At 68.6% G+C, this 25,266-nt stretch carries 24 protein-coding genes and 1 tRNA gene; 12 read left to right on the forward strand and 13 right to left on the reverse strand.

Features of this window, described 5'->3' with window-relative positions:
* Positions 1-495 precede the first annotated feature (495 nt).
* Positions 496-572: transfer RNA gene (locus ACFE71_RS06370), tRNA-Pro, on the reverse strand.
* Positions 573-759: 187 nt separating this feature from the next.
* Positions 760-1,068: a putative quinol monooxygenase gene (locus ACFE71_RS06375; protein WP_375427972.1), complete on the reverse strand. Its 309-nt coding sequence runs from the start codon at positions 1,066-1,068 to the stop codon at positions 760-762.
* Positions 1,069-1,192: 124 nt separating this feature from the next.
* Between ACFE71_RS06375 and yajC the strand changes: the two genes are divergently transcribed.
* Genes yajC through ACFE71_RS06395 form a run of 4 tightly spaced genes read left to right on the forward strand, consistent with a single transcriptional unit; the run spans position 1,193 to position 4,482 of the window.
* Positions 1,193-1,528 carry a preprotein translocase subunit YajC gene (gene yajC, locus ACFE71_RS06380; protein WP_375427973.1) on the forward strand — a complete coding sequence of 112 codons (336 nt, stop codon included), beginning with the start codon at positions 1,193-1,195 and terminating at the stop codon, positions 1,526-1,528.
* Positions 1,528-3,126: a protein translocase subunit SecD gene (gene secD, locus ACFE71_RS06385; RefSeq protein WP_375427974.1), complete on the forward strand. Its 1,599-nt coding sequence runs from the start codon at positions 1,528-1,530 to the stop codon at positions 3,124-3,126. The genes yajC and secD overlap by 1 nt, the downstream gene beginning before the upstream one ends.
* Positions 3,127-3,136: 10 nt before the next feature.
* Positions 3,137-4,114, forward strand: a complete 978-nt coding sequence (gene secF / locus ACFE71_RS06390) for a protein translocase subunit SecF (RefSeq protein WP_375427975.1) — start codon at positions 3,137-3,139, stop codon at positions 4,112-4,114.
* Positions 4,114-4,482, forward strand: coding sequence for an Mth938-like domain-containing protein (locus ACFE71_RS06395; RefSeq protein WP_375427976.1), 369 nt, complete (start codon positions 4,114-4,116; stop codon positions 4,480-4,482). The genes secF and ACFE71_RS06395 overlap by 1 nt, the downstream gene beginning before the upstream one ends.
* A gap of 381 nt (positions 4,483-4,863) precedes the next feature.
* Here the strand turns inward: ACFE71_RS06395 and ACFE71_RS06400 are convergent, their stop codons facing one another.
* Positions 4,864-5,685 (reverse strand): class I mannose-6-phosphate isomerase, encoded by an 822-nt coding sequence (locus ACFE71_RS06400; RefSeq protein ID WP_375427977.1) that lies wholly within the window; start codon positions 5,683-5,685, stop codon positions 4,864-4,866.
* Between the two features lie 95 nt (positions 5,686-5,780).
* Here ACFE71_RS06400 and ACFE71_RS06405 point away from each other — a divergent pair, with 95 nt between their 5' ends.
* The 3 genes from ACFE71_RS06405 (at position 5,781) to ACFE71_RS06415 (ending at position 9,804) form a co-directional block, all read left to right on the forward strand.
* The gene (locus ACFE71_RS06405) at positions 5,781-6,749 is read left to right on the forward strand and encodes an outer membrane protein assembly factor BamD (RefSeq protein ID WP_375427978.1); all 969 of its coding nucleotides are present in this window, start codon (positions 5,781-5,783) and stop codon (positions 6,747-6,749) included.
* Between the two features lie 200 nt (positions 6,750-6,949).
* Positions 6,950-8,608 (forward strand): DNA repair protein RecN, encoded by a 1,659-nt coding sequence (recN, locus tag ACFE71_RS06410; protein ID WP_375427979.1) that lies wholly within the window; start codon positions 6,950-6,952, stop codon positions 8,606-8,608.
* Positions 8,605-9,804, forward strand: a complete 1,200-nt coding sequence (locus tag ACFE71_RS06415; protein ID WP_375427980.1) for a DUF418 domain-containing protein — start codon at positions 8,605-8,607, stop codon at positions 9,802-9,804. The genes recN and ACFE71_RS06415 overlap by 4 nt, the downstream gene beginning before the upstream one ends.
* Here ACFE71_RS06415 and ACFE71_RS06420 read toward each other — a convergent pair.
* From ACFE71_RS06420 to panB, 5 genes are all read right to left on the reverse strand, one after another.
* Positions 9,795-10,235 (reverse strand): Hpt domain-containing protein, encoded by a 441-nt coding sequence (locus ACFE71_RS06420; RefSeq protein ID WP_375427981.1) that lies wholly within the window; start codon positions 10,233-10,235, stop codon positions 9,795-9,797. The two genes, ACFE71_RS06415 and ACFE71_RS06420, sit on opposite strands and share 10 nt — an antisense overlap.
* A gap of 105 nt (positions 10,236-10,340) precedes the next feature.
* Positions 10,341-11,714 carry a ribosome biogenesis GTPase Der gene (der, locus tag ACFE71_RS06425; protein WP_375427982.1) on the reverse strand — a complete coding sequence of 458 codons (1,374 nt, stop codon included), beginning with the start codon at positions 11,712-11,714 and terminating at the stop codon, positions 10,341-10,343.
* Positions 11,715-11,745: 31 nt separating this feature from the next.
* Positions 11,746-13,065: a PQQ-binding-like beta-propeller repeat protein gene (locus ACFE71_RS06430; protein ID WP_375427983.1), complete on the reverse strand. Its 1,320-nt coding sequence runs from the start codon at positions 13,063-13,065 to the stop codon at positions 11,746-11,748.
* A complete protein-coding gene (locus ACFE71_RS06435; protein WP_375427984.1) occupies positions 13,062-13,763 on the reverse strand; it encodes a tetratricopeptide repeat protein in 702 nt (233 codons plus the stop codon). The genes ACFE71_RS06430 and ACFE71_RS06435 overlap by 4 nt, the downstream gene beginning before the upstream one ends.
* 69 nt (positions 13,764-13,832) lie before the next feature.
* Complete coding sequence (panB, locus tag ACFE71_RS06440; protein WP_375427985.1) at positions 13,833-14,693, reverse strand: 3-methyl-2-oxobutanoate hydroxymethyltransferase; 861 nt, start codon at positions 14,691-14,693, stop codon at positions 13,833-13,835.
* An 86-nt stretch (positions 14,694-14,779) separates the two neighbouring features.
* Between panB and ACFE71_RS06445 the strand changes: the two genes are divergently transcribed.
* Positions 14,780-16,828, forward strand: coding sequence for an NAD(+) synthase (locus ACFE71_RS06445; protein WP_375427986.1), 2,049 nt, complete (start codon positions 14,780-14,782; stop codon positions 16,826-16,828).
* 13 nt (positions 16,829-16,841) lie between these two features.
* The gene (locus ACFE71_RS06450) at positions 16,842-17,186 is read left to right on the forward strand and encodes a hypothetical protein (protein ID WP_375427987.1); all 345 of its coding nucleotides are present in this window, start codon (positions 16,842-16,844) and stop codon (positions 17,184-17,186) included.
* Between the two features lie 10 nt (positions 17,187-17,196).
* Here ACFE71_RS06450 and ACFE71_RS06455 read toward each other — a convergent pair whose 3' ends face one another.
* The 4 genes from ACFE71_RS06455 to ACFE71_RS06470 all read right to left on the reverse strand — a co-directional run bounded on the left by ACFE71_RS06455 (position 17,197) and on the right by ACFE71_RS06470 (position 20,932).
* A complete protein-coding gene (locus tag ACFE71_RS06455) occupies positions 17,197-18,246 on the reverse strand; it encodes an MBL fold metallo-hydrolase (RefSeq protein WP_375427988.1) in 1,050 nt (349 codons plus the stop codon).
* A gap of 19 nt (positions 18,247-18,265) precedes the next feature.
* The gene (locus ACFE71_RS06460) at positions 18,266-18,949 is read right to left on the reverse strand and encodes a cell cycle transcriptional regulator TrcR (protein ID WP_375427989.1); all 684 of its coding nucleotides are present in this window, start codon (positions 18,947-18,949) and stop codon (positions 18,266-18,268) included.
* A gap of 115 nt (positions 18,950-19,064) precedes the next feature.
* Positions 19,065-20,099: a glycosyltransferase family 4 protein gene (locus tag ACFE71_RS06465; RefSeq protein ID WP_375427990.1), complete on the reverse strand. Its 1,035-nt coding sequence runs from the start codon at positions 20,097-20,099 to the stop codon at positions 19,065-19,067.
* Positions 20,096-20,932, reverse strand: a complete 837-nt coding sequence (locus ACFE71_RS06470; RefSeq protein ID WP_375427991.1) for a UDP-2,3-diacylglucosamine diphosphatase — start codon at positions 20,930-20,932, stop codon at positions 20,096-20,098. The genes ACFE71_RS06465 and ACFE71_RS06470 overlap by 4 nt, the downstream gene beginning before the upstream one ends.
* Positions 20,933-21,144: 212 nt before the next feature.
* Between ACFE71_RS06470 and ACFE71_RS06475 the strand changes: the two genes are divergently transcribed.
* Positions 21,145-21,423 carry a hypothetical protein gene (locus tag ACFE71_RS06475; protein ID WP_375427992.1) on the forward strand — a complete coding sequence of 93 codons (279 nt, stop codon included), beginning with the start codon at positions 21,145-21,147 and terminating at the stop codon, positions 21,421-21,423.
* Positions 21,424-21,469: 46 nt separating this feature from the next.
* Here ACFE71_RS06475 and ACFE71_RS06480 read toward each other — a convergent pair whose 3' ends face one another.
* The gene (locus tag ACFE71_RS06480; protein ID WP_375428016.1) at positions 21,470-22,447 is read right to left on the reverse strand and encodes an NAD(P)H-quinone oxidoreductase; all 978 of its coding nucleotides are present in this window, start codon (positions 22,445-22,447) and stop codon (positions 21,470-21,472) included.
* A 96-nt stretch (positions 22,448-22,543) separates the two neighbouring features.
* On the opposite strand from ACFE71_RS06480, the gene ACFE71_RS06485 reads away from it, so the two are divergent.
* A complete protein-coding gene (locus tag ACFE71_RS06485; protein WP_375427993.1) occupies positions 22,544-22,738 on the forward strand; it encodes a DUF1192 domain-containing protein in 195 nt (64 codons plus the stop codon).
* 132 nt (positions 22,739-22,870) lie between these two features.
* Positions 22,871-25,210, forward strand: coding sequence for an ATP-dependent Clp protease ATP-binding subunit ClpA (gene clpA / locus ACFE71_RS06490; RefSeq protein WP_375427994.1), 2,340 nt, complete (start codon positions 22,871-22,873; stop codon positions 25,208-25,210).
* Positions 25,211-25,266: the final 56 nt, after the last annotated feature.

Below are 25,266 nucleotides of genomic sequence, written 5' to 3' on the forward strand. Positions count from 1 at the left end.
GTGGCGCTCGCCACCGCGCTCGCGTTCTGGCTGTGAACGAGTCTGGAGCCTAGCGATCACGGAACATATTATCTCTACGGCGTGGCCCACGCCGCTAATCAAGATCAACCCTCGGAAGATATACAGCCACAGATCGATCCACAGTAGCTCGTTTGGCTCCGGTAGGCATTGAGTTGGCGCTTGCGATTTCAAGCGAACCTTTCAAGGCCCGACTGTAGACGCTCAGATTCCCACCCATGCGCACCATTTCAGCGCGCTTAAGTTCGCGAAGCACGCCCTCGATGCGTATGGTGCCTAATGGATCGAGCCCGATTTCGACGAGCGCCCCAGCGTGTTTGTTAGCCCGCCTGACGGGCATTCAACACATTACAGTTTGGAGTGAGTGATTCGAGTCTTTCGTGAGAAGATGGTTGGCTACCCTGCACCACCAGCGCACCACCAGATAAACCTTGGAGACTAAGGGTGCAAAAAGCCCCCACTAAGTCATTGATTTATTGGTCGGGGCGACAGGATTCGAACCTGCGACCCCCACACCCCCAGTGTGATGCGCTACCAGGCTGCGCTACGCCCCGACCGAATGCGGGCGGATACGCGCGCGGCGGCGGTCATGCAAGGGGCGGGGGCGATCGCGTCGACCCCAAGCCGTTACCCCGGACCTGTTCCGGGGTCCATCGTCGCGCATCCCCTAAGCTCGCCGGGTGCGCGCAACGATGGATGCAGGAACAAGTCCGGCATGACGATGGAAGCAATGGGTTCCCCTCACCCCCCGATCAGCGTCCGCCAATGCTCGGCGTTCCACCCTTCCACGCGCACGTCCTGCACCCCGTGCGCCTGGAGGGCGCGGCCGAACGCCTTCTGGTGCGGCAATTCGCCATGCGCGGCAATCGCCTCCGGGCTCGCCCAGCTCTCGGAGATGCGGACGAGGTCGGGATCGGTCACGTCATAGGCGAAGGAATAGAACTCGCACCCCTCCTCCGCATTGCAATCCGCCATGTGCTTGACCAGGAGCGCGCGCGCCTTTTCGCCCTCGCCCGCGCCCAGCTTGATATGTCCGGTCACCAGAATCATCGTCGCACTCCCGCTCGAACCCAACGCCGCGCGAGTCCGTGAACATTGCGCGCGCGACCGGCCGGTGATAGCGGGCGGCGCTTCGTCGGGCGATGCTTTCCTCGCCCGCCTGACCGGATACATCATGCTCATCACACCCGCCCATGCCCAGACCGCCGGCGCCGCCGGCCCGGGCGGCCTCGGCTCGATCCTCGGCCTCGCGCCGCTCATCCTGGTCTTCATCGTCTTCTACTTCCTGATGATCCGGCCGCAACAAAGGCGCGTGAAGGCGCTCCAGGCCGCCGTCGCCGCCGTCAAGAAGGGCGATCAGGTCGTCACCGCGGGCGGCATCGTCGGGCGCGTGACGCGGGTCGAGGACGCGCATGTCGAGGTGGAGATCGCGCCCAACACGCGGGTGCGCGTCGTCAAGGCGACCTTGACCGACATCGTGGGACCGAACGCGAAGCCGGCGAACGATTGATGCTCGACCTGCCCCGCTGGAAGACGCTCCTGATCGGGGGCGCGCTGGCGCTGTTCTGCCTGCTCGCCGTCCCCAGCTTCGTGCCCGAGCGGTATCTGGGCGGCTGGGCCGACCGGCTTCCGCGTATCAATCTGGGGCTGGACCTCGCGGGCGGCAGCTACCTGCTGCTCGAGGCGGACACGCAGGACCTGGCGAACACGCGCATCGAGTCCTTACGCGACCAGGTCCAGACCGAGATGCGCCGCCAGCGTCCGCGCATCGATGTCGGCGACATCTCGACGCGTGGGGCGCAGATCAGCTTCATGCTCCGCGACCCGACGCAGGTCGACGCCGCGCGCGAGCGGCTGCTGGGGATCACCGGCTCCGGCGCGGGGATGACCGGGCAGCGCGAATACGACATCTCGGTCGTGGACCAGAGCCGCTTCGTGATCCGCCCGACCGCCGCGGGGCTGGCGCAGGCGGTCGACCAGGCGATGGGCGACGCGACCGACGTGGTCCGCCGCCGCATCGACGAGCTCGGCACGCGCGAGCCGACGATCGTGCGCCAGGGCGCGAGCCGCATCGTCGTCCAGGTGCCCGGGCTCCAGGATCCCGAGGCGCTCAAGAACCTGCTCGGCCGCACCGCGCGGCTTGAGTTCAAGCTGGTCGACGAGACCGCGAACCCGGCCGAACTGGCGCAGGGCCGCGCCCCGATCGGGAGCCAAGTGCTGCCATTTCCGGGCAACCAGGGGAGTTCGCCCTTCATCGCGGTCAAGCGCTCGACGATCCTGTCGGGCGACCAGCTGATCGACGCGCGTCAGGGTTTCGACCCGCGTGACAATTCGCCCAACGTCTCGATCTCGTTTGATAACGAGGGCGGCCGCCGCTTCGCGCGCGTCACGCAGGCGAACGTCAACAAGCCGTTCGCGATCATCGTCGATAATCAGGTGATCTCCGCACCTAACATCAACGAGCCGATCCTGGGCGGCAACGCGTCGATCGCGGGCTCCTTCACCGTCGAGAGCGCGAACCAGCTCGCCATCGCGCTGCGGTCGGGCAAGCTGCCCGTCGCCTTGAAGGTGGTCGAGGAGCGGACGGTCGGCCCCGATCTGGGGCAGGATTCGATCAACAAGGGCGCGATCGCGGGATTGATCGCGACCGCGCTGGTGATCGGGTACATGCTGCTCACCTATGGGCGCTTCGGCGTGTACGCGACGGCGGCGCTCGTCCTGAACATCCTGATGATCCTGGGCGCGATGGCGTTGTTCAACGCCACGCTGACGCTGCCGGGGATCGCCGGGTTCGTGCTGACGATCGGCGCGGCCGTCGACGCCAACGTGCTGATCAACGAGCGCATCCGCGAGGAGCAGCGGCGCGGGCGCTCCATCATCCAGTCGGTCGAGCTCGGCTATAAGGAGGCGAGCCGCGCGATCTTCGACGCGAACGTGACCAACGTGATCGCGGCCGTCATTATGTTCTTCTTCGGCTCCGGGCCGATCCGCGGGTTCGCCGTGGTGCTGACGATCGGGATCGTGACATCGGTCTTCTCCGCCGTCACCGTCACCCGGCTGATGGTGGCCGGTTGGCTGAAGACACGCCCGCGCGAACTGGTGATCTGAAGGTACCCCGATGCGTCCGCTGAAACTCATCCCCGACGACACCAACCTCGATTTCCTGCGCTGGCGAACGCTGGCGATGGGCGTGTCGGTCCTGCTGATCATCGCCTCGATCGCGCTGGTGGCCACGCGCGGGCTCAATCTGGGCGTCGACTTCCTCGGTGGGCAGGTGGTGCGCGTCACGCTGCCCCGGCAGGTCGCGGTGGAGGAGGTGCGCCGACGCGTCGACGCGCTCGGCCTGGGCGACGCGGCGGTGCAGCAGTTCGGGTCGCCGCGCGACGTGTCGATCCGGCTGCCGCTGCCCGCGACCGGCGGCGAGGAAGCCGCCAACGCCGCCGCCGACCGGGTGCGCGCGGCCCTGACGCGCGCCTTTCCGGGCGCGAAGATCGCGTCGGTCGACACGGTGTCGGGCAAGGTGTCGGGCGAGCTGTTCTCGAAGGGTGCCTGGGCGCTCGCGCTCGCGATGCTGGGCGTGTCGCTTTATATCTGGTTCCGGTTCGAATGGCAGTTCGGCGTCGGCGCGCTGTTCTCGCTGTTCCACGACGTGGCGCTGACGCTCGGCTTCTTCTCGCTCACCTGGCTCGAGTTCGACCTGAACATCGTCGCCGCGATCCTGACGATCATCGGCTATTCGCTGAACGATACCATCGTCGTCTACGACCGGGTGCGCGAGAACCTGCGCAAATATCGCCGGATGGAGATCGTCCCGCTCCTGAACCTGTCGACCAACGAGACGCTGTCGCGCACCATCGTCACCTCCCTGTCGCTCATCATGGCGCTGACCGCGCTGGTCGTGCTGGGGCCGGCGGTGATCTTCGGCTTCTCGCTCGCCATGCTGCTCGGCATCGTCATCGGCACCTATTCGTCGATCTACATCGCCAACCCGATCCTGATCTGGACCGGGGTGACCGGCGCGACGTTCGTGACGGACCGGGCGGCGACCGGGCCAGCCGCCGGGGCGGAGCGCGTCGGACCGCGTTCCAAATCCTGATGCACGTCGAGCGGAACGCCGCCTCCCCCGGCCCGATCGTCGCCGGCTTCGGCCCGCGCGGCTTCCGGGTGGGCGACGAGCATCACCACGCGCTGCTGCTGACCGAAACGCAGGCGCGGCCCTGGACGCCCCCGCCCCTCGCCGACCTGCGCGCCGACGCGCTGGCGATGCTGGTCGATAGCGGGCCGGAGTTCATCCTGCTCGGCACCGGCGCATCGCTCGAACGACCCGCGCCCGCGCTCACACGCGAACTGGAAGCGGCCGGGATCGGGCTCGAGGCGATGGACAGCCGCGCCGCCGCCCGCGCCTGGGGCGTGCTGCGCGGCGAGGGTCGACGGATCGGGGCCGCGCTCTATCCCTTCGACTGAACGAGCGCGGCGAGGCGGAGCGGTAGCCGACCTTGGCCCGATGTCATTTGATCCCCACATCGCGGCACGATCGCGGGCGAGTTCCTTCATATGATCGTCGAGAATAGTAAGCTGGCGAGAACTAACATCGCCGGAAATGGCTGTCCTACAAACGCCGCTTTATGTCAGGGTTGCCGCGACTCGGAGCCATCACGCTCCAGCACTCTTTGACATAAGTTCAAAACAGAAACCATCTCACCCGACTGTTCGCGTCGCGGTGTCAAGCGTGTCGACCGACGTGCCGGCGATGCGGTGATGCGAGTCAGGGCCGGAACCGGCGAACAGACGTTCTTGGCGTGAACTTTAGTGAACTTCCGCCTGCCGATCCCCATCCTCGGCTTGTCACACCCGCCTCGTCCCCGGATAGGCGAACAGCAGGTCCGCGCCCTCCCCCGCCGTCACCCGCTCCGATCCGGTCACCGTCACGCACTCGCCCTCGTGGAAGGGCACACCCGCGACCTCGCCCGTGCCTTTGACCGGCACCAGCCAGCCGGTCGCGCCCTCCGGCAGCGTCACCTCGCGACCCGCCGACCAGCGTTCGAGGACGAATTTGGGCCCCTCGACCAGCACGGTGCGGCCGTCCTCCGCCGGGGCGGGGGCGGCGATCGGGCGGTAGGGCTCGCGATGGGCGACCGCGACGCCGTCCTCCAGATGCAGCTCGCGGTCGCTGCCGTAATCATAAAGGCGGTAGGTGGTCTCGGAGTTCTGCTGGATCTCGATCACCGTCAGCCCGCCGCCGATCGCATGGATCGTGCCGGACGCGCAGTAATAGAAGTCGCCCGCCTTCACCGGCTGCCAATGGAGCAGTTCCTCGATCGACCCGTCCCGCGCCGCCGCGCGCAACTCGTCCTCGCCCACCGGCCGCTTGGTGCCGAGCGCGATCACCGCGCCGGGCTCGGCGGTCAGCACCGTCCAGCATTCGTCCTTGCCGCGCGGTAGGCCCCGGGCGTGGGCCTGGTCATCGTCGGGATGGACCTGGACCGACAGCTTCTCGCCGGTGAACAGGTATTTGATCAGCAGGTCGGGGGTCGTGTCGCCCGGCTGCTGAAACCACACCTCACCCACCGGCGGCGCCCCCGGGGCCGGATCGGCGAAACCGGGGAACAGCGTGTGGCGGCCCCAGGGCTTGTCGACGCGGTGGGTCTGGAGCTTGACGGCGGGCATGGGCGAGGTCTCCGATGGTTCGATCGCGCACGCCGTACAACGCCCGGGCGCGCGGGGCTAGAACGGGTCCGCGCCATCGGCTAGGGACTTGGGCCATGCGTATCACCCAGTCCAAGCCCGTCCTGCTCGCCCTGTTGGCGGCCGCCGCCCTGCCCCTCGCCGGTTGCGCCGGCAGCCGCGCCAAGGGCGACACGCCCTATGTCGCGCGCGATGTCGGCACGCTCTATTCGGCCGCGCGGACCCGGCTCGACCGCAAGCAATATAAGGAGGCGGCGGTGCTGTTCGACGAGGTCGAGCGGCAGCACCCCTATTCGGTTTGGGCCAGGCGCGCGCAGCTGATGAGCGCGTTCAGCTATTACCTCAACACCGACTATACCGAGTCGATCCAGTCGGCGCAGCGTTTCCTGTCGGTTCATCCGGGCAACCGCGACGCGCCCTACGCCTACTACCTGATCGCGCTGTGCTATTACGAGCAGATCAGCGACGTGACACGCGACCAGAAGATCACGCGCCAGGCGCTCGACGCGCTGGGCGAGTTGTCGCGCCGCTACCCGAACACGCGCTATGCGTCCGACGCGCGGCTGAAGGTCGATCTCGTCAACGACCATCTCGCGGGCAAGGAGATGGAGGTCGGGCGCTTCTACCAGACGCGTCGCCAGTGGCTCGCCTCGACGCTCCGCTTCCGCAAGGTGATCGACGATTATCAGCAGACGACGCACACGCCCGAGGCGCTGATGCGGCTGACCGAGGCGTATCTGGCGCTCGGCGTCCGGGTGGAGGCACAAAAGTCGGCGGCGGTGCTCGGGCGCAACTATCCGGGCACCGACTGGTACCAGCGCGCCTACAAGCTGGTCGGCGACAACCCCGCCACGCCGATCGCGCCGGTCGCCCCGGGCGTTCAGATCATCGCGCCGGGCGCGGCCGGGACGCAAGGGAACAGCGCCCCGACCGGCGAGGCGAGCGGCGGCGCCCCGGCAGCGGCGGCGCCGATGAGGCCCGGAACGGTGGGCCCGGGCGGCGGGTCGACCACGACCACGCCGGGCGGCGTGACGCCGGGAACCTGATGGTTCCCACCCTCTCCCGCTTTCGCGGGAGAGGGACAGGCGCGTGAGCGCCAGGGTGAGGGCCGGACCTCGCCCGGACAGGCCCGTCCCTCACCCTCGCCACGGCTACGCCGCGTCTTTCCCTCTCCCGCGAAAGCGGGAGAGGGTTAGCGGGACAAAAGGGGATCACTTCCGCTCGCCAAGCGTCTACATGGGCCTGGATGCTGACCGGGATTTCCATTCGCGACGTGGTGCTGATCGAGGCGCTGGACCTGGAGTTCGGCGACGGCCTCGACGTGCTGACGGGCGAGACCGGCGCGGGCAAGTCGATCCTGCTCGATGCGCTGGGTCTCGCGCTCGGGGCGCGGGGCGATAGCGGGCTGGTGCGCCACGGTGCCCCGCAGGCGGTGGTGACCGCGACCTTCGATCCGCCCACCCCCGTCCTGACCGCGATGCTCGACGAGAACGGCGTCGAGGTCGAGCCGGGCGAACCGCTGCTGATCCGGCGCGTGGTCAAGGCGGACGGCGGCAGCCGCGGGTTCGTCAACAACCAGCCCGCCTCCGCCGGGCTGCTACGCGAACTCGCGCCGCTGCTCGTCGAAATCCACGGGCAGCATGACGATCGCGGGCTGCTCAACCCGCGCGGGCACCGGTCGTTGCTCGACCTGTTCGGGCGCGTTGAGGTGGCGGAGACGGCGCGCGCGTGGGAGCGAGTGCGCGCGGCGGAGGCGGCGCTGGCGGCGGCGCGCGTGGAGATCGACACGGCCGCGCGCGACCGCGAATGGCTGGAATACGCTGTCGGCGAGCTGGCGACGCTCCGGCCCGAGCCGGGCGAGGAGGAAGGGCTGGCCGACAAACGCCGGGGCATGCAGCGCGCCGAGAAGGTCGCGGCCGAGCTTTCCACGATCGAGGAGTGCCTGGAAGGGTCGACCGGCGGACTCTCCTGCCTGCGCCAGGCGGCGCGCGTGCTGGAGCGGGTCGCGGCCGATCACGAAGCGCTCGGCGAGGCGCTCGCGGCGGTCGATCGCGCGGTGATCGAGGCGGCGGTCGCGGAGGAGCGCCTGCGCGAGGCGCGCGTCGCCTTGGCCTATGACCCGCGCGAGCTGGAGGCGGACGAGGCGCGGCTGTTCGAGCTTCGGGCGATGGCGCGCAAGCACCGCGTCCAGCCCGACGAACTGGCCGTGCTGCATGAGCGGCTGACCGGGCAGCTGGAGCGGCTGGAGCGGGGCGAGCAGGGCATCGGCGCACTGGAGGCTGCGCTCGCGACCGCCCGGGCGGAATACGACAAGGCGGCCGACGCGCTCACCAAACGGCGGACCGCCGCGGCCAAGGCGCTCGACAAGGCGGTGGTGGGCGAGCTCGCGCCGTTAAAGCTCGACGCGGCGCGGTTCCGGACGGCGGTGGCCGCGACCACGCCGGATGGGTGGAGCGCGGCGGGCAAGGACCGGATCGAGTTCGAGATCGCGACGAACCCCGGCGCGCCGTTCGGGGCGCTGACCAAGATCGCGTCGGGGGGCGAGCTGTCGCGCTTCATCCTGGCGCTGAAGGTCGCGCTGGCGGAGAAGGGCGGCGCCGCGACGATGATCTTCGACGAGATCGACCGGGGCGTCGGCGGCGCGGTGGCGTCGGCCATCGGCGAGCGGCTCGCGCGGCTGGCGGAGACCACGCAGCTGCTGGTGGTGACGCACAGCCCGCAGGTCGCGGCGCGTGGTGCCCGGCATTTCCTGATCGCCAAATCGAGCCAGGGCACCGTGACGCGCACGGGCGTCCGTGCGCTCGAAGAGGCCGAACGCCGCGAGGAGATCGCGCGCATGCTGTCGGGCGCGACCGTCACCGACGAGGCGCGCGCGCAGGCCGGGCGCTTGCTGGAGACGGCGTGACGCAAGGCGGGGTGGGCACCGGGCGCATTGGGATGCTCGACGTGATCCGGGGCGTGGCGGTGATGGGCATCCTCGTCGCCAACCTTCCCGCTTTCGGGCTGCCCGACGCGGCCTATTTCTCGCCGGTCGCCTGGGGCGGGACCGGGCCGGCGGACCGGGCGGTGTGGGCGATCAACTTCGTGCTGGTCGAGGGCAAGATGCGCGGGCTGTTCTCCTTCCTGTTCGGGGCGTCGATGCTGCTCGTCATCGACCGCGCGGGCGTGGCGGGAGAGGACCCGGCGCGCGTCCATTTCGCACGGATGGGCTGGCTGTTCGCGATCGGAATGGTTCACGCCTACCTGATCTGGTGGGGCGACATCCTGGCCCATTACGCGCTGGTCGGCGCGGTCGCGTTCCTGTTCGTCGGGCTGCCGGTCCGTTCGCTGCTTCTAGTCGGCCTGATGCTGGTCGGGGTGCAGCTGATCATCGGCGCGATGATCGGGCTTGCGGTGTTCCTGCCCGGCGGGTCGGGTCTGGTGGCGGTGTTCGGGATGCCGCCACGCGCCGAGCTGACGGCGGAGCTGACGGCGCTTCGGGGCACCCTGGCGCAGGGCATCGCCTACCGCGCCGCGACCAATACCAATCCGCTCCAGCTGCTGATGGCGACGGGCGCGGAGACGTTGGGATACATGCTGTGGGGGATGGCTGGGCTGCGATCGGGACTGCTGACGGGCGCTTGGGAACGTGCGCGCTATCGGAGGTGGGCGACGACGGCACTGGCGATCGGCTTGCCGTTCTACGCCGTCTTAGCCGCGATGATCCTAGCGCGCGGGTTCGACTGGCGCTTCGTCGCGCTGGGGTCGCTGGTGCTCGCGACGCCGGTGAGGGCGGTGCTGGTCGTCGGCTATGCCTGCCTCGTGATCCTTGCGGCGCGGCCGGGCGGGTGGCTGACAGATCGGATCGCGGCGGCCGGGCGGGTGGCGTTCACCAACTATCTCGGTACCAGCATCGTGATGACCGCGATCTTCCATGGTTGGGGGCTGGGGCGGTTCGGGCGGATCGGGCGCGCGGAGATGTACTGGCTGGTCCCACTCGCTTGGGGGTTGATGCTGTGGTGGTCGAAACCGTGGCTGGACCGCTACCGCTACGGCCCGCTCGAATGGTTGTGGCGCAGCCTGGCGCGGCTGGAGCGGCAACCGCTGCGGCGTCAGCGCTGACCGAACATCGTGGGCGTGCGGCGCCCGAAGCCGCCCACGGCGGGACGACGTTCGGCAAGCGGACTGGCCTCGCGGTCAAGCAGCGCGAGCGTCCCGTCGAACAGAGGACGCAGCTTGACGACGAGGGGAAGCGCCGTGCTGGGCGTATCGCGCGTCTCCACGCAATCGCGCGCGATGGTCTCAATCTCCTCGGCCAGCGCGGCGAGCGGTTCCGCGCCGAACTGGCGCGCCTCCCCTTTCAGGGTATGGGCGGGGATCACCATCTGCGCGGCGGACTGCGCGCGCATCGCCGTCTCGATCGCGCCGACCGACTTGACCCCGTCCTCGCGGAAATAGCCCAAGATGCGGACGAACCCCGAGCCGAGTTCGCCGCGCGCCTTGGCGTATACGGTCCAGTCGACCAGCGTGCTTCCCTCGAACGACACCAGCATCTCCCCTCCGCCGGCTTCGGATTGCGCGGCGGTCCCTGCCCCGGCTTTACGCCTACGAGGTAAACAGGGTGTTGCGAACGGCGGCTTTTATGACGGTCCGGATGCTCAGTTCCGGTCCTGGTCGAACGGGTTCTTGGGCGCGCGCATCGTCAGGCGAAGTGGGACGCCGTCGAAATCGAGGTCGCGCCGCATCGAGTTCAGTAGATAGCGTTCGTAAGCAGCGGGTAGCTGGTCCACGCGCGTGCCGAAGATGACGAACGATGGCGGCCGCGTCTTGACCTGGGTGACGTAGCGCAGCTTCACGCGCTTGCCGCCGGGCGCGGGCGGCGGGTTGGCGTCGATCGCGCGTTCGAACCAGCGGTTCAGCTCGCCCGTGCCGACGCGCTTCGACCATGCCGCGCGCGCCTGAAACGCCGCGCCGATCAGCTGGTCGATGCCCTTGCCGGTCGCGCCCGACACGGTGACGACCGTCACGCCCTTCACCTGGCTCAGCCCGTCCTCGAGCGCCTTCTTCACGCCGTTGAACAACGACGACGCGTTTTCGGCCACGTCCCATTTGTTGAGCGCGATGACGAGCGCCCGGCCCTCCTCGAGCACGCGGTCCGCGATCCGCAGGTCCTGTGCCTCCAGCCCCAACGTCGCGTCGAGCAGCAGCACGACGACCTCGGCGAAATCGACCGCGCGGAGCGCGTCGGCGACCGACAACTTCTCCAGCTTGTCCTGCACCTTGGCGCGCTTGCGCATCCCCGCCGTGTCGATCAGGCGGACCGGGCGGACCAGCCCCTCGCGGTCGCGCCATTCCCAATCGACCGCGATCGAATCGCGCGTGATCCCCGCCTCCGGCCCGACGATCAGCCGTTCCTGGCCCAAGATGCGGTTGATCAGCGTCGACTTGCCCGCGTTGGGACGGCCGACGATCGCGAGCTTCAGGATCGCGTTGGGGTGTTCGTCGTCGCCCACGGGCTCGACTTCGACTTCCTCGGGTATGTGGGGCAGGATGCCCTCGAACAGCTCCACCATGCCTTCGCCGTGCTCGGCCGAAAGCTCGACCGGGTCGCCAAAGCCGAGCGACAGCGATTCCAGGATGCCCTGCTCGCCCGCCTTACCCTCGGCCTTGTTGGCGACGAGGATGACGGGCGTGTCGGACGCGCGCAGCCAACGGGCGATCTCCTCGTCCAGCGGCACCAGCCCCACGCGCGCGTCGATCATGAACAGCGCGGCGTCCGCCTGCCCGACCGCCGCCTCCGTCTGTTGGCGCATCCGGCCGGGAAGCGTATCGGGGTCCTCGTCCTCATAGCCCGCCGTGTCGATCACGCGGAAATCGAGCCCGACCAGATGCGCGTCCCCCTCGCGCCGGTCGCGCGTGACGCCCGGCCGATCGTCGACGAGCGCGAGCTTCTTGCCGACCAGGCGGTTGAACAGCGTGGATTTGCCGACGTTGGGACGGCCGACGATGGCGATGACGGGGAGGCGGGACATGGTCGCCGCTTACGCCATGCGGGCCGGGACGTCACCTATAGGCCGCGATCCGGCCTTTCCCGTCGAGCGTGTAAAGCGTCGAGTTCGCCACCACCGGGGGCAGGCCGAACGGATCGCCCGCCTTCACGGTCGCCGCGACCTTGCCGTCGACAGCGTTCGCGTAGGTAATCTCCCCGCGCGAGTTGGTGATCACAAGGCGCCCGCCCGCGAGCACCGGACCGAACCACGTGACCGCGCCCGACCGCTTCTTCTCGTTCCTGTACCGCATCAGCTGGGTGATCCACCGCGCCTTGCCCGTCGCGCGCGAGATGCATAGGAGGCGCGCATCGCCCGTCATGACGAACAGCCACTCGCCCGCGATCGCCGGGGTTGAGATGCCCGACAGGTTCTGCTCCCATACGCGCTGACCAGTGGTCAGGTCGAGCGCGACCATGCGGCCCCCCTCGCCAACCGCATAGACGCGATCGTCGGCGATGATCGGCGAGGCGTCGATGTCCGCCAGGCTCGATACCGAGGTCGAGATCGAGGTGCGCGACAGCGCGTCCTGCCACAATACGCGGCCGTTCTCGTACCGGTAGGCGTTCAGCTCGCCGCTGGAGAAGCCCGCGACGATCGTGCCGCGCGCGGACGCGGGGGCGGCGACGCCGAAGACGCCCTGGCTCTCCAACGTACCGGATTGCGCCCAACGCACCTTGCCGTCGGCCTGGCCGAGCGCGAAGAGTTGGTTGTCCTGCGTCAGCACATAAACCGTGTCGTTCGCGACCGTCGGGCTGCCGCGAAGCGGACCGCCCGGCTTGGCGCGCCAGCCGACCGCACCGTCGGCGGCCGCGAGCGAGACGACATCGCCCACGCCGTTGGTCGCGAACACGCGGCCCGCATCGTACGACACGCCGCCGCCGAAGCGCGCGGGGCGGTTCTCGTCGCCCTCGGCGATCTGCTTGCTCCACAATTTCGCGCCGGTGTCGGCGGCGAACGCGTGAACGGTCGCGGTCACGTCGATGACGAACAGCTTGTTCTCGGCGATCACCGGCGGCGAGGCGAGCCGCTGGCGGTTCGAGCCGCCATCGATCTGCGCGGCCCAGACGCGCACCGGCGAGGCCCCAAGCGCGGGATGCGGCACCGATTTCTCGGCGTTGCCGCCCGGCTGGGTCCAGCTTTCGTTGGGGGTCGGCGCGGGAACCGCGACGGGGACGGCGGCGATCTCCGCGTCCGCCTCGACCGCGTTCTCCGATACCAGGATGGGGATGCGCTCACCGACGGTGGGGGTGCGCTTCTGCCCGCCCCTGAAGACGCCGCAGGCGCTAAGCGACATCAGCGCGGCGAGCGCCACGCCGGTCCGGAATTTGTTCATCGAGCCTTCTGGTCCTCATTCTGCACGACCGCGTCGACCCCGAGTAGGCCGGCCATCTGAACGGCGCGTTGACGGATCGTGGCGGGCACGGTCCCGTCGCGGGCGATCTGCCCGAACATCCGGCCCGCGAGATCGCGGCGACCGGTGCGTAGGTATGCGGTGGCGACCATCTCGCCCGCGCTGCCGAAATAGGCATTGCCGGGCACCGCGAGCGGGCGCAGGCGGTCGATCACCACCTGCGGCGCAAGCGTGTCGTATTCGGCGCTGGTCTGACGCACGAGCGCCAGGTCGCGAAAGGGCGGGGCCACCCCGTCGTCGCCCACGATCGCGCCGAACTTCGCGGCGGCTCCTTTATAGTCGTTGCGCTGCAAAAGGACGTCGGCCTGGGTGAACAGCGCCAGCGCGCGATTGCCCTCGCTCGACGATTTGGTCAGGGCCTCCAGCGGACCGGCGGCTTCGGCGGTGCTGCCCGCGCCGAGCGCGTCATAGGCGGACTGGAGCTGCTCGCCCTCACGCCCGGCGGCGTTCTCCTGTTGATTGCGCCAGAACAGGTACGCGCCGAGCAGCGCGAGCGCCGCGAGGACGCCGATGACGATCCAGCGGCCGTGGCGCGACCAGACGCCCGTCAGCTTGTCGCGGCGAAGCTCGTCGTCGACTTCGCGCAGGAACTCCTGGTCGGTGGCGGGGGGAACTGCCAAGCTTCGCTCCGGAACGCAGGATTGCGGGTGATGCGGGGACTTAGCCGGACGCGCACCGAAACGGAAGTGTCAGGACTTAGGCGCGTAGACCTGGTCCGCGCCCGGAAAGGCGCGCGACCGGACCTCGTCGGCATAGGCCTCCACCGCCGTCGAGATCTGGCCCGCCATGTCGCCGTAACGCTTGACGAAGCGCGGCGTGCGCTCGAACAACCCAAGCATGTCCTCGGTCACGAGCACCTGGCCGTCGCACGTCGCCGACGCGCCGATGCCGATCGTCGGGACGTCGATCATCCGGGTTATTTCGGCCGCGATCGTCTCGACCACGCCCTCGACAACAATGCTGAAGGCTCCCGCTCCCGATACCGCGTGCGCATCGTCGATGATCCGCGACGCCTCCTCCTGAGTACGCCCGCGCGCGCCGTAGCCGCCGAGTATGTTCACCGCCTGCGGGGTCAGCCCGACATGCCCCATCACCGGAACCCCGCGCTCCGACAGGAAGCGGACCTGCGGGGCCATCGCCTCGCCGCCCTCCATCTTCACCCCCGCCGCGCCCGTCTCCTTCAGGAGCCGCGACGCGCTGGCGAAAGCGTGCTCGGGCGACGCCTCGTAGCTTCCGAACGGCATGTCGATGATGACGACCGCGTGATGGCTTCCCCGGACCACGGCGGCCCCGTGCGCCGCCATCATCTCCAGTGTCACGGGCACCGTCGAGGGAAGGCCGTAGACCACCTGCCCCAGGCTATCCCCGACCAGGAGCAGGTCGCAATGCGGATCGAGCAGCTGCGCGGTTCGGACCGTGTAGGCGGTGAGCATGACAAGCGGCGTTCCGCCTTTGGCACGCCGGATCGCGGGGATCGTCAGCCGCTTCATCGGCGCGGAGACCGGGGTCGCGCGGCTGGTCGCGCTGTCGACGGTAAAGGTGGTGGACATGGACGCGCTCTACGCCGATCTCGGTGATGCGCCAAGAACAGGCGCTTTTCGCCACCGTTTCACGTCGCACGCGTTATGATCGATGGATGACCGACCCGCATCCCTTTCATGCGTTCCACACGCACCGCATGGCGCGCGTCGCCGCCGCCACGCCGATCGGGACGGTCGGGGACGCGCCCGCCAACGCCGACGCGGCGATCGCGCTGGCGCGGGAGGCGGACGCGCGCGGGGTCGACCTGGTCGTCTATCCCGAGCTAAACCTGACGAGCTACGCGATCGACGACATGCACCTGCAATCGGCGCAGCAGGATGCAAGCCTCGCCGCGCTGAAGCGGGTGGTCGCGGCGAGCGCGGACCTGTCGCCCGTGCTGCTGATGGGCGTGGCGCTGCCGCGGAATGGCCGTCTCTATAACTGCGCCGCCGTGGTCGCGCGCGGCCGCGTGCTGGGCGTGGTGCCCAAGACCTACCTACCCAACTACCGCGAATATTACGAGAAGCGCTATTTCGCGCCGGGGGCCGGGTTGACCGGCCTCTCGATCACCGTCGCGGGGCGGGAGGTGCCGTTCGGGACCGACCTGATCTTCGCCGCTGCCGACCTGCCCGGCTTCGTGATCCATGCCGAGATTTGCGAGGACTATTGGGCGCCGCTCCCACCGTCGACGCTGGGCGCGCTTGCCGGAGCGACCGTCTGCTGCAATCTGTCGGCGTCGAACATCGTCATCGGCAAGGCGCGCGAGCGGGCGCTGCTTTCCGCCTCGCAATCCGCGCGCGCACTGTGCGCCTATGTCTATTCGGCGTCGGGCCCGGGGGAGAGCACGACCGATGTCGCATGGGACGGCCAGGGCAGCGTGTACGAACTGGGCGAACTGCTCGCCGAGTCAAGCCGGTTCGCGGGCGAGCCCGAGCTGGCGGTCGCCGACATCGATCTTGAGCGGATCGAGCAGGAGCGGATGCGCGTGGGCACCTTCAACGACGCCGCCCGGCTTCACGGCCAACCCGAAACGCAATTCCGGCGGATCGCGTTCGAGCACCGGCTCACGCGCGCCGACATCGGCCTGGAGCGCGCCGTCCGCCGCTTCCCCTTCGTCCCGAATGACCCGGCCAAGCGTGATGCCGATTGCTTCGAGGCGTTCAACATCCAGGTTGAGGGACTCGCCAAGCGCCTCGTCGCCGCGCATGCGAAGACGCTCGTGATCGGGGTGTCGGGCGGGCTCGACTCCACCCACGCCCTGATCGTCGCGGCCAAGGCGATGGACAGGCTTGGCCGTCCGCGTTCGGAAATACTCGGCTTCACGCTGCCCGGCTTCGCGACGGGTGAGGGCACGCGCGCCAACGCCTGGGCGCTGATGCGCGCGCTGGGCGTGACTGCGGAGGAGATCGACATCCGTCCGGCCGCGACGCGAATGCTCGCCGACATGGGTCACCCGTTCGGGCGCGGCGAGCCGGTGTACGACGTCACGTTCGAGAACGTCCAAGCGGGGCTGCGGACCGACTATCTGTTCCGTCTCGCGAACCAGCGCGGCGGGATCGTGCTGGGCACGGGCGACCTGTCCGAACTGGCGCTGGGCTGGTGCACCTACGGCGTCGGCGACCAGATGAGCCATTACGGCGTCAACGCCGGTGTCCCCAAGACGCTGATCCAGTTCCTGATCCGCTGGTGCGTCCGGTCGGAGCAGTATGACGAGGCCACCGACCGGGTGCTGCTCGCGATCCTCGCGCAGGAGATCTCCCCCGAGCTGGTGCCCGCCGACGAAGGCGGCAACCTTCAAAGCACGGAGGAGAAGGTCGGCCCCTACCCGCTCAACGACTTCTTCGCGCATTACCTGATCCGCCACGGCCTGCGCCCGTCCAAGATCGCGTTCCTATGCTGGCACGCGTGGCGCGACGTGGAGGCCGGACGCTGGCCAGCCGACTATCCGGAGGACGCGCGCACCGGCTACGACCTGCCCACGATCAAGCTGTGGCTCGGTCGCTTCCTCGAGCGCTTTTTCGCCAACCAGTTCAAGCGGACCGCGATGCCGAACGGCCCCAAGGTGTCGCCCGGCGGCGCGCTGTCGCCGCGCGGCGATTGGCGAGCGCCCTCCGACGCGACCGCGCGCGTCTATCTCGACGAACTGAACGCCAATGTCCCCTGATTGGAGATCACCGATGCGCGCCCTGATCATGCTCCCCTTCGTGCTCGCCGCCTGCGACCAGGCGATGGACACGAATGCGGCTGCGGCCGCGAACGCCGACGCCCCGGCCCGCCTCAGCGCCGTCCAGCAACGCGTGATCGACCTGTCGCCGCAGCTTCGCGACGGAGTACTGTTCCGCGCGATCCGCGATGGCGGGGCCGAGTGCCAGGGCGTCGCCGCGACCGCGCGCGAGGCCGACCAGGACGGTCGCCCGGTCTGGTCCTCACGCTGCACCGAAGGGTCGGCTTATATGATCGCGATCGGTGCCGACGGCGTGGCGCAGGTGACCAAGGTCTCCGGCGACCGGGTGCGCGGCTGACCCGCGACCGTTAGGCCGCCCGCCACCACCACACGCCGTCGTGCTCCTCGCGGCGGACGCGGCCTTCCACTTCCAGCCGGCGGAGATGCGCCAGGGCCTCGCCCGTCGCCATGCCGAGCATGTCGGGCCCGACCCGGCGGTGGAACAGCACGGGGAAGCTGTCGACCGCGCGCGCGGGCTCGGCCAGGAACCGTTCGAGCATGTCGAGCCGCTCGCGATGCTCCGTGTCCATCTGGTGCAGGCGGACATGGATCCCGGTGAATGGGTCGCCATGTCCGGGTAATACGAGGAGGTCGGCGTCAAGGTTGCGCAGCTTCTCGATCGAGGCGAACCACTCGCCCAACGGATCGGCGTCGGGCTCGGTCACGCCGAGCAAGACATTCGGGCTTATGCGCGGCAGCACCTGATCCCCCGCGATAAGCACGCCACCCCGCTCGTCGAGCAGGCAGGCATGCTCCAAACTGTGCCCCGACCCGACAACGACGCGCCAATCGATCGCCCCGATGCGGAGCGTGTCGCCGTCCTGTAGCCGGGTGAAACCAAGCGGCAGGGGCTGGACGATCTTCTTGAACCCCGCCCAACCGCGCTCGGACGCATGCGCGACCTGCTCCTCCGACCAGCCCGCGCCGCGCCACCAGGCGATCATTTCGGGCGGCGCGGCATCGCGCGCGTCGGCGATCAACATGCGCGCGGTAAGCCACTCGCCGCGCGTCATCAGCAATGGCGCGTCGTGATGATCGCACATCCAACCCGTCAAGCCGATATGATCGGGATGGAAATGCGTCCCGATCATCCGCGTCACGCGCACGCCGGCGTAGGAACCGTCGAACACGGACTTCCACGTCTCGCGCGCCGCGTCGGTGTTCATGCCCGTATCGATGAGCGCCACCCCGCCCTCATCATTAAGCAAGTAGCAGTTCACATGCCGCAGCGGCCCCGGAACCGAGAGCCGCACCAGCGTCACCCCGGGCGCGACGGGAAACGGCGCGCCGTCCTCGATACCGCTGAATGGATAGGTCAGCCCGGCGCGGACGCGCGGATCGGCAGCGGGTGCGATCATCGGCCGACGTCCAAGCGGACTACCGCTTGAACACGTCCCCGAACAGCGCGCGCGCGTCCGCCTCGGCGGCGCTCGCCTGACCCTCGGTGTCCGCGCCCCGGATCGCGGCGGCGCGTTCGGCGCGGAGTTGATCGATTAGTGCCTCGCGGTCGCCCTCCAGCCGGGTATCGGCCGGCATCTCCTGTCCCGCCGACTTGACCGCCTTGGCGACGGCGGCGTCCAAGTCTCGCTGCGTTGTCAGCCCCAGCGTCACCGGATCCTTTGGCGTGATGTTGGCGATGTTCCAATGGCTGCGATCGCGGATCGCGGCGATCGTCGTGCGCGTGGTGCCGATCAACAGGCCGATCTGGCCGTCGGTGATCTCGGGGTGATTGCGAATGATCCAGGCGATGCCGTCGGGCTTGTCCTGACGCTTGGATACCGGCGTATAGCGCGGGCCCTTGGTGCGACGGATCTGCTCGGGACCCTTGATGATCTTCATCCGGTAGGCGGGGTCGGCTTGCGCGCGGTCGATCTCCTCCTGCGTCACCTCGTGCGCGCGGACGGGATCGCGGCCCGTCAGCTTGGAGGTGGCGGTATCGTCGGCGATCGCCTGCACCTCCAGGATATGAAGACCGCAGAATTCGGCGATCTGCTCGAAGGACAAGGCGGTCTCGTCGACCATCCAGGAGGCGGTCGCATGGGGCATGAGCGGCTGGGCCACGGCGTGGGGAACTCCGTCGAAAACAGAAAGGGCCGCCCCTCACCGGAGCGGCCGCGCATACCCACGACGTAGGCTAATAACCCCCGAACGGCAAGCGGGCTCGGCCGCGCGGAAGTCAGGCGGCCAGCCGGTCCCGCGCGAGCGGCGCCAGCGCCGCCAGGAACTGCTTCGCGCTCGCCCGCCAGTCGAACTGCCGGGCATAGGCGGTGCACGCGTCCCGGTCGCGGGTGAGCGCACGGGTAATCGCGGCGTCCAGGTCGGCATCCAGCGCCCCCACCGTCTCGTCGATCACGTCGATCGGCCCGGTCACCGGATAGGCGGCGACCGGCAACCCGCAGGCCAGCGCCTCCGCCATGACGAGGCCGAACGTGTCCGTACGGCTGGGAAACACCAGCACGTCCGCCGAGCGATAGGCGGCCGCGAGCGCCTCGCCCGACCGCGCGCCAAGGAAATGCACGTCCGAGAACCGGCGGGCGAGCGACGCGAGCGCGGGCCCGTCCCCGACCACCACTTTCGCGCCGGGCGAGGCGACCTCCAGGAACGCCTCGATGTTCTTCTCCACCGCGACCCGCCCGACATACAGCCGGATCGGACGGGGAAGCGCCAGGATCGCGGGATCGAGCGGCCCGTCGGGGTGGAACAGCCCGCGATCGACCCCTCGTCCCCAAGGCCGTACCTGCCGCAATCCATGCGCACGCAACGTCGCGCCGATCGTCGGCGTGGCGGCGAGCACGGCGCTGGCGGGCTGGTGGAACCAGCGGATGTATTGCCAGACCAACGACGCGGGCAGCGGCGTGCGCGCGGCGACGTAATCGGGGAATTGCGTGTGATACGCGGTGGTGAAGGGCAACCCATGCGCCCGGCACCATCGTCGTGCGGCCAGGCACAGCGGCCCCTCGGTGGCGAGGTGGATCGCATCCGCCCCGAACGTCTCGACCAGCGCGCCGACCTTGGCCGAGGACGCCCAGGCCAGCCGGATCTCCGGATAGGTCGGGCACGGCACCGATCGGAACGCGTCGGGCGCAACCACGAGCACCACGTGCCCCATCGCCTCCAGCTCGGCGCGGACCGCCCCGAGCGTCCGGACCACGCCGTTGACCTGCGGGCTCCACGCGTCGGTGACGATCGCGATCCGTCGCGGCCGGGTCACGCCGCGAGCGCCGCGACGGGAGCGGACCGCTTGGCGATCTCGTCCGCCCAATGGAGCAGCTCGATGCGCCCGTCGGTATGTTCGACCAGCGCGGTGCAGCTCTCCACCCAATCGCCATCGTTATAATAGGCGACGCCGCCGATCTCGCGGGTCTCGGCGGTGTGGATGTGGCCGCAGACCACGCCGTCCACCCCGCGCGACCCCGCCGCCTGCGCGACCACCTCCTCGAAGCGCGATACGAAGGCGACCGCGTTCTTGACCTTGGCCTTGGCGTGCTTGGACAAAGACCAATAAGGCAACCCCGCCCGCCGTCGCGCGCCCGCCACCCAGCGATTGGCGATCATCAGCAGTGTATAGGCGGTGTCGCCCAGATGCGCGAGCCAGCGATGGGCGAGCGTGATCGCATCGAACTCGTCGCCATGCAGCACGAGCAACCGCCGCCCGTCCGCGCATAGATGGATCGCCTTGCGCCGGATCGCGACACCGCCGAAATCCATGCCCGAGAACTGACGGAACACTTCGTCGTGGTTGCCGGGGATATACACGACCCGCGTGCCGCGCTTCGCCCGCTTCAGCAGCCGCCGGACCACGTCGTTATGGAGCGGCGGCCAGTAGAACCGCTTTTTCAGCCGCCATCCGTCGATCATGTCACCAACCAGATAGAGCGTTTCGCTGTCGACGTGGTCCAGGAAGTCGAGAAGCATCGCGGCGTTGCAGCCACGGGTCCCGAGATGGACGTCGGAGATCCAGATCGTGCGATATCGGACTCGCTTGACGACCGGCTGGGTTGGGCGGCGCTGGACGTATTCGGCGATGTCGGTCGGCTCGGGCATGGCGGCACTCCCTCGCCCGAATGCCATGACAGCCGATTGTGACGCCCGCATCGCGGACGCGTGACGGAACAGCGTCATCGAACGGCTGGCGCGATGCAAGAAGCGCGGACTGCAACGAATTAGACACATAGCCGTGCTTTGGAGGCATCGGCCATATCGAGGGGCGGTGAAGCCGCCCCGCATCGCCGGCAACGTCAAAGGGAGCGCGTTCAATGAATTCTTCGTTCAAGCATCTGGCCGCCGGCGTCGCCGCGCTCGCGATGATGGCGACGCCCGTGGCGGCGAGCGCCCGTCCGGCTCGGGGTGCCTCGTCCGGCCCGGCCGCCAAGCTGTCGATCGCGGGCGCGCGCACCGGTTCCGCGCCGACGAACGTAAGCCGGCTTCGCGGCGGGAACGCGACGCTGATAAACCTGGGCATCTTCGCGGCGATCGTCGCCGGCGTGCTGGTCGCGACGACCACGGGCGGCGACGACGACGCCGATAGCAACTAGGCGTCCATCGCGGTCCCGACTCCTTTCGGGCGGGACCGCGCGCCGTTCACATCGTCAGCACGATCTTACCGACATGCGTCCCCGCTTCCATGCGGCGGTGCGCATCGGGGGCGTCCTCCAGCGCGAACGTCCGATCAATCACCGGCTTCAGGCGCCCCGCCTCGACATGAGGCCAAACGGTACGCGACAGCTCGTCGGCGACCAGCGACTTGAACGCGGCGTCGCGGGGCCGGAGCGTCGATCCGGTCAACGTCAGGCGACGGCGCATCACTTCAAAGACCGGGATGGTCGCGACCGCGCCCCGCTGCACCGCGATCGAAACGTGCCGCCCATCGTCGGCGAGACATTGTAGGTTCCGCCCCACATAATCCCCCCCAACCATATCGAGCACAGCCGCCACCCCGCGCCCGCCCGTGATCTCGCGCACGCGCTCGACGAAATCTTCGGCGTTGTAGTCGATCGCATGCGTCGCGCCGAGTTCGCGTGCGGCATGCGCCTTCTCCGGCGAGCCGACGGTGACGATGATCCCGATCCCGAACAGGCCGCACAAGCCGATCGCCATGGTGCCGATCCCGCTCGTACCGCCATGAACCAGCACCGTATCACCCTCGGTCGCGTAGGCGCGCTCGAACAGGTTGGTCCACACCGTGAACAGCGTCTCGGGCATCGCCGCCGCCTCGACGGCCGTCAACGAAGCGGGGACCGGCAGGCACTGCCCCTCGGGCGCGACCGCGTACTCGGCATACCCGCCGCCCGCCAGCAACGCGCAGACGGTCTGGCCGACCGTGATCGCGCCGACCCCCGCACCCACGCCGACGACCTCGCCCGCGACCTCCAGCCCCATGATCGTCGGCGCGCCCGGCGGCGGCGGATAGCCGCCCAGCCGCTGCAGGATGTCCGGTCGGTTCACCCCGGCCGCGGCGACTCGGACCAGGACCTCGCCCGCGCCGGGGGCGGGAACGGGACGCTCGACCACCTCCAGCACTTCCGGTCCGCCGGGCGTGGCGGGGTCGATCGCGCGCATGGTTACCGGGATGGTCACAAATTCCCTCCTGGGCTCACTGCGCCGGGTACCACGCCCTCATTGACAGCGCGGCGTACTCGGTCAACGTTCATTTCCATGGAGCCGGACGATCCGCCGCTGCGCGCCGACGACGTGCTGAGGCAGCTCATTGTCCAGGATCTGGACCCGCTCTCGGTCGCCGAGCTAGAGGCGCGGGTGGCGACGCTGGAGGGAGAGATCGCCCGCGCGCGTCGCCGAATCGATCACGCCGTCAGCCACCGCGCGAGCGCCGACGCGCTGTTCAGGCGGTGAACATCGCCGCTCTTCCCGTGACGCTTGAAGCCGGGACCGGGAGCGCGGACATTCAAGTGCTTGATGCGGAGGTCGCGACCTCCGACATATCGGTAAACGGGTCGTCGCACGTGGCCCGGATGGAGTGATTACATGCCTTCCTTCGCCCCAGCCCTAGAGACCACCCTCCACAAGGCGCTCGAGGCCGCGTCGTCGCGCCGTCACGAATACGCCACGCTTGAGCATCTGCTGCTCGCGCTTATCGATGACGAGCATGCGTCCAAGGTAATGACCGCCTGCAAGGTCGATCTCGGCGATCTCAAGACCACCGTCGCGCATTATCTCGACACCGAGCTCGACGCCTTGAAAGTCGAGCAGGCGACCGATCCCTCGCCGACCAGCGGTTTCCAGCGCGTCGTCCAGCGCGCGATCCTGCACGTCCAGTCGTCCGGCCGCGACGAGGTCACGGGCGGCAACGTCCTCGTCGCGCTCTTCTCCGAACGGGAGTCCTATGCGGTCTATTTCCTGCAACAGCAGGATATGAGCCGCCTCGATGCGGTATCGTTCATCTCGCACGGCGTCGGCAAGGGCGGCGCGCAGACCGAGGCGTCGGCTCCCAAGGGCGCGGACGATGAGAAGCCAGCCAAGCCCGGCGAGAAAGGCAAGAGCGAGAGCGCGCTCAAGCAGTTCACCGTCGATCTGAACGAGAAGGCCAAGGCCGGCAAGGTCGACCCGCTGATCGGCCGCGGGCCCGAGGTCGACCGCACGATCCAGATCCTGTGCCGCCGGTCGAAGAACAACCCGCTCTATGTGGGCGATCCCGGCGTCGGCAAGACCGCGATCGCGGAGGGGCTCGCGCGCAAGATCGTCGAGGGTCAGGTGCCCGAGGTGCTGCTTCCCGCCGTCATCTATTCGCTCGACATGGGCGCGCTGCTCGCGGGCACGCGCTATCGCGGCGATTTCGAGGAGCGGCTGAAGGCGGTCGTCAACGAGCTCGAGAAGCTGCCGCACGCGGTGCTGTTCATCGACGAGATCCACACGGTGATCGGCGCGGGCGCGACCTCGGGCGGGGCGATGGACGCGTCCAACCTCCTGAAGCCTGCTTTGTCGGGCGGCTCGATCCGCTGCATCGGGTCGACGACCTACAAGGAGTTCCGCAACCACTTCGAGAAGGACCGTGCGTTGCTGCGCCGGTTCCAAAAGATCGATGTGAACGAACCGACGATTGAGGACACGATCAAAATCCTCGCCGGCCTGCGATCCGCCTTCGAGGAGCACCACTCGGTCAAGTACACGCCTGACGCGATCAAGTCAGCGGTCGAGCTGTCGGCGCGCTACATCAACGACAGGAAGCTTCCCGACAAGGCGATCGACGTCATTGACGAGGTCGGCGCGATGCAGATGCTCGTGCCCGAGAACAAGCGCCGCAAGGTGATCACGCCCAAGGAGATCGAACAGGTCATCGCCACCATGGCGCGCATCCCGCCGAAGTCGGTGTCGACCGACGACAAGGCCGCGCTCGCCAGCCTGGAGACCGATCTGAAGCGCGTCGTGTTCGGCCAGAACTCGGCGATCGAGAAGCTTTCCTCCGCGATCAAGCTCGCCCGGGCGGGCCTGCGCGAACCCGAGAAGCCGATCGGCAACTACCTGTTCACCGGCCCGACCGGCGTCGGCAAGACCGAGGTGGCCAAGCAGCTGTCGTCGATTTTGGGCATCCCGCTCCAGCGGTTCGACATGTCGGAATATATGGAGCGGCACTCGGTCAGCCGCCTGATCGGCGCGCCCCCGGGCTATGTCGGATTCGATCAGGGCGGGCTCCTGACCGACGCGGTCGACCAGAACCCGCATTGCGTCCTCCTGCTCGACGAGATCGAGAAGGCGCATCCGGACCTGTTCAACATCCTGCTCCAGGTGATGGATAACGGCCGGCTCACCGACCAGCACGGCAAGTCGGTCGATTTCCGCAACGTCATCCTGATCATGACCACCAACGCGGGCGCGTCCGACATGGCGCGCGAGACGCTGGGCTTCGGCCAGCTGACCCGCGAGGGCGAGGACGAACAGGCGGTGCAGAAGATGTTCACGCCCGAATTCCGCAACCGCCTCGATGCGATCGTGCCGTTCGGCTATCTCCCGCCCGAGGTCGTCGCGCGGGTGGTGGACAAGTTCATCCTGCAGCTCGAGCTCCAGCTGGCGGATCGGTCGGTCCATATCCGCCTGGACGACGAATCGAAGAAGTGGCTCACCGACAAGGGATACGACAAGCTGTACGGCGCGCGACCGATGAGCCGCCTAATCCAGGAAAAGATCAAGCAGCCGCTCGCCGAGGAGCTGCTGTTCGGCAAGCTCGTCCATGGCGGCGAGGTCACGGTGAAGATGAAGGATGGGGCGCTGTCGTTCGAGATCGAGCCGGGTGCCCCCAAAAAGACGAAGAAGAAGGGCGGCAAGGCCGAGCCGGAGCCCACCGCCGACGCGGCGGACGTCACCGAATAGAAAGACGTCATAGATCGGTCGCGGGCATGAAGAGATCGCGATCGACTAAGCCGGAG

Source organism: uncultured Sphingomonas sp. (assembly GCF_964237155.1).
Classification (GTDB): domain Bacteria; phylum Pseudomonadota; class Alphaproteobacteria; order Sphingomonadales; family Sphingomonadaceae; genus Sphingomonas.

What these genes read in the sequence shown, in the direction of transcription:
- ACFE71_RS06405 (WP_375427978.1), top strand. Translation starts at nt 5,781, where the DNA reads ATGCGTATCACCCAGTCCAAGCCCGTCCTGCTCGCCCTGTTGGCGGCC.
- ACFE71_RS06475 (WP_375427992.1), top strand. Translation starts at nt 21,145, where the DNA reads ATGAATTCTTCGTTCAAGCATCTGGCCGCCGGCGTCGCCGCGCTCGCG.
- ACFE71_RS06445 (WP_375427986.1), top strand. Translation starts at nt 14,780, where the DNA reads ATGACCGACCCGCATCCCTTTCATGCGTTCCACACGCACCGCATGGCG.
- recN (WP_375427979.1), top strand. Translation starts at nt 6,950, where the DNA reads ATGCTGACCGGGATTTCCATTCGCGACGTGGTGCTGATCGAGGCGCTG.
- panB (WP_375427985.1), bottom strand. Translation starts at nt 14,693, where the DNA reads ATGTCCACCACCTTTACCGTCGACAGCGCGACCAGCCGCGCGACCCCG.
- yajC (WP_375427973.1), top strand. Translation starts at nt 1,193, where the DNA reads ATGCTCATCACACCCGCCCATGCCCAGACCGCCGGCGCCGCCGGCCCG.
- ACFE71_RS06470 (WP_375427991.1), bottom strand. Translation starts at nt 20,932, where the DNA reads ATGCCCGAGCCGACCGACATCGCCGAATACGTCCAGCGCCGCCCAACC.
- ACFE71_RS06375 (WP_375427972.1), bottom strand. Translation starts at nt 1,068, where the DNA reads ATGATTCTGGTGACCGGACATATCAAGCTGGGCGCGGGCGAGGGCGAA.
- secD (WP_375427974.1), top strand. Translation starts at nt 1,528, where the DNA reads ATGCTCGACCTGCCCCGCTGGAAGACGCTCCTGATCGGGGGCGCGCTG.
- der (WP_375427982.1), bottom strand. Translation starts at nt 11,714, where the DNA reads ATGTCCCGCCTCCCCGTCATCGCCATCGTCGGCCGTCCCAACGTCGGC.
- ACFE71_RS06395 (WP_375427976.1), top strand. Translation starts at nt 4,114, where the DNA reads ATGCACGTCGAGCGGAACGCCGCCTCCCCCGGCCCGATCGTCGCCGGC.
- ACFE71_RS06455 (WP_375427988.1), bottom strand. Translation starts at nt 18,246, where the DNA reads ATGATCGCACCCGCTGCCGATCCGCGCGTCCGCGCCGGGCTGACCTAT.
- ACFE71_RS06485 (WP_375427993.1), top strand. Translation starts at nt 22,544, where the DNA reads ATGGAGCCGGACGATCCGCCGCTGCGCGCCGACGACGTGCTGAGGCAG.
- ACFE71_RS06400 (WP_375427977.1), bottom strand. Translation starts at nt 5,685, where the DNA reads ATGCCCGCCGTCAAGCTCCAGACCCACCGCGTCGACAAGCCCTGGGGC.
- secF (WP_375427975.1), top strand. Translation starts at nt 3,137, where the DNA reads ATGCGTCCGCTGAAACTCATCCCCGACGACACCAACCTCGATTTCCTG.
- ACFE71_RS06450 (WP_375427987.1), top strand. Translation starts at nt 16,842, where the DNA reads ATGCGCGCCCTGATCATGCTCCCCTTCGTGCTCGCCGCCTGCGACCAG.
- ACFE71_RS06430 (WP_375427983.1), bottom strand. Translation starts at nt 13,065, where the DNA reads ATGAACAAATTCCGGACCGGCGTGGCGCTCGCCGCGCTGATGTCGCTT.
- ACFE71_RS06420 (WP_375427981.1), bottom strand. Translation starts at nt 10,235, where the DNA reads ATGCTGGTGTCGTTCGAGGGAAGCACGCTGGTCGACTGGACCGTATAC.
- clpA (WP_375427994.1), top strand. Translation starts at nt 22,871, where the DNA reads ATGCCTTCCTTCGCCCCAGCCCTAGAGACCACCCTCCACAAGGCGCTC.
- ACFE71_RS06480 (WP_375428016.1), bottom strand. Translation starts at nt 22,447, where the DNA reads ATGCGCGCGATCGACCCCGCCACGCCCGGCGGACCGGAAGTGCTGGAG.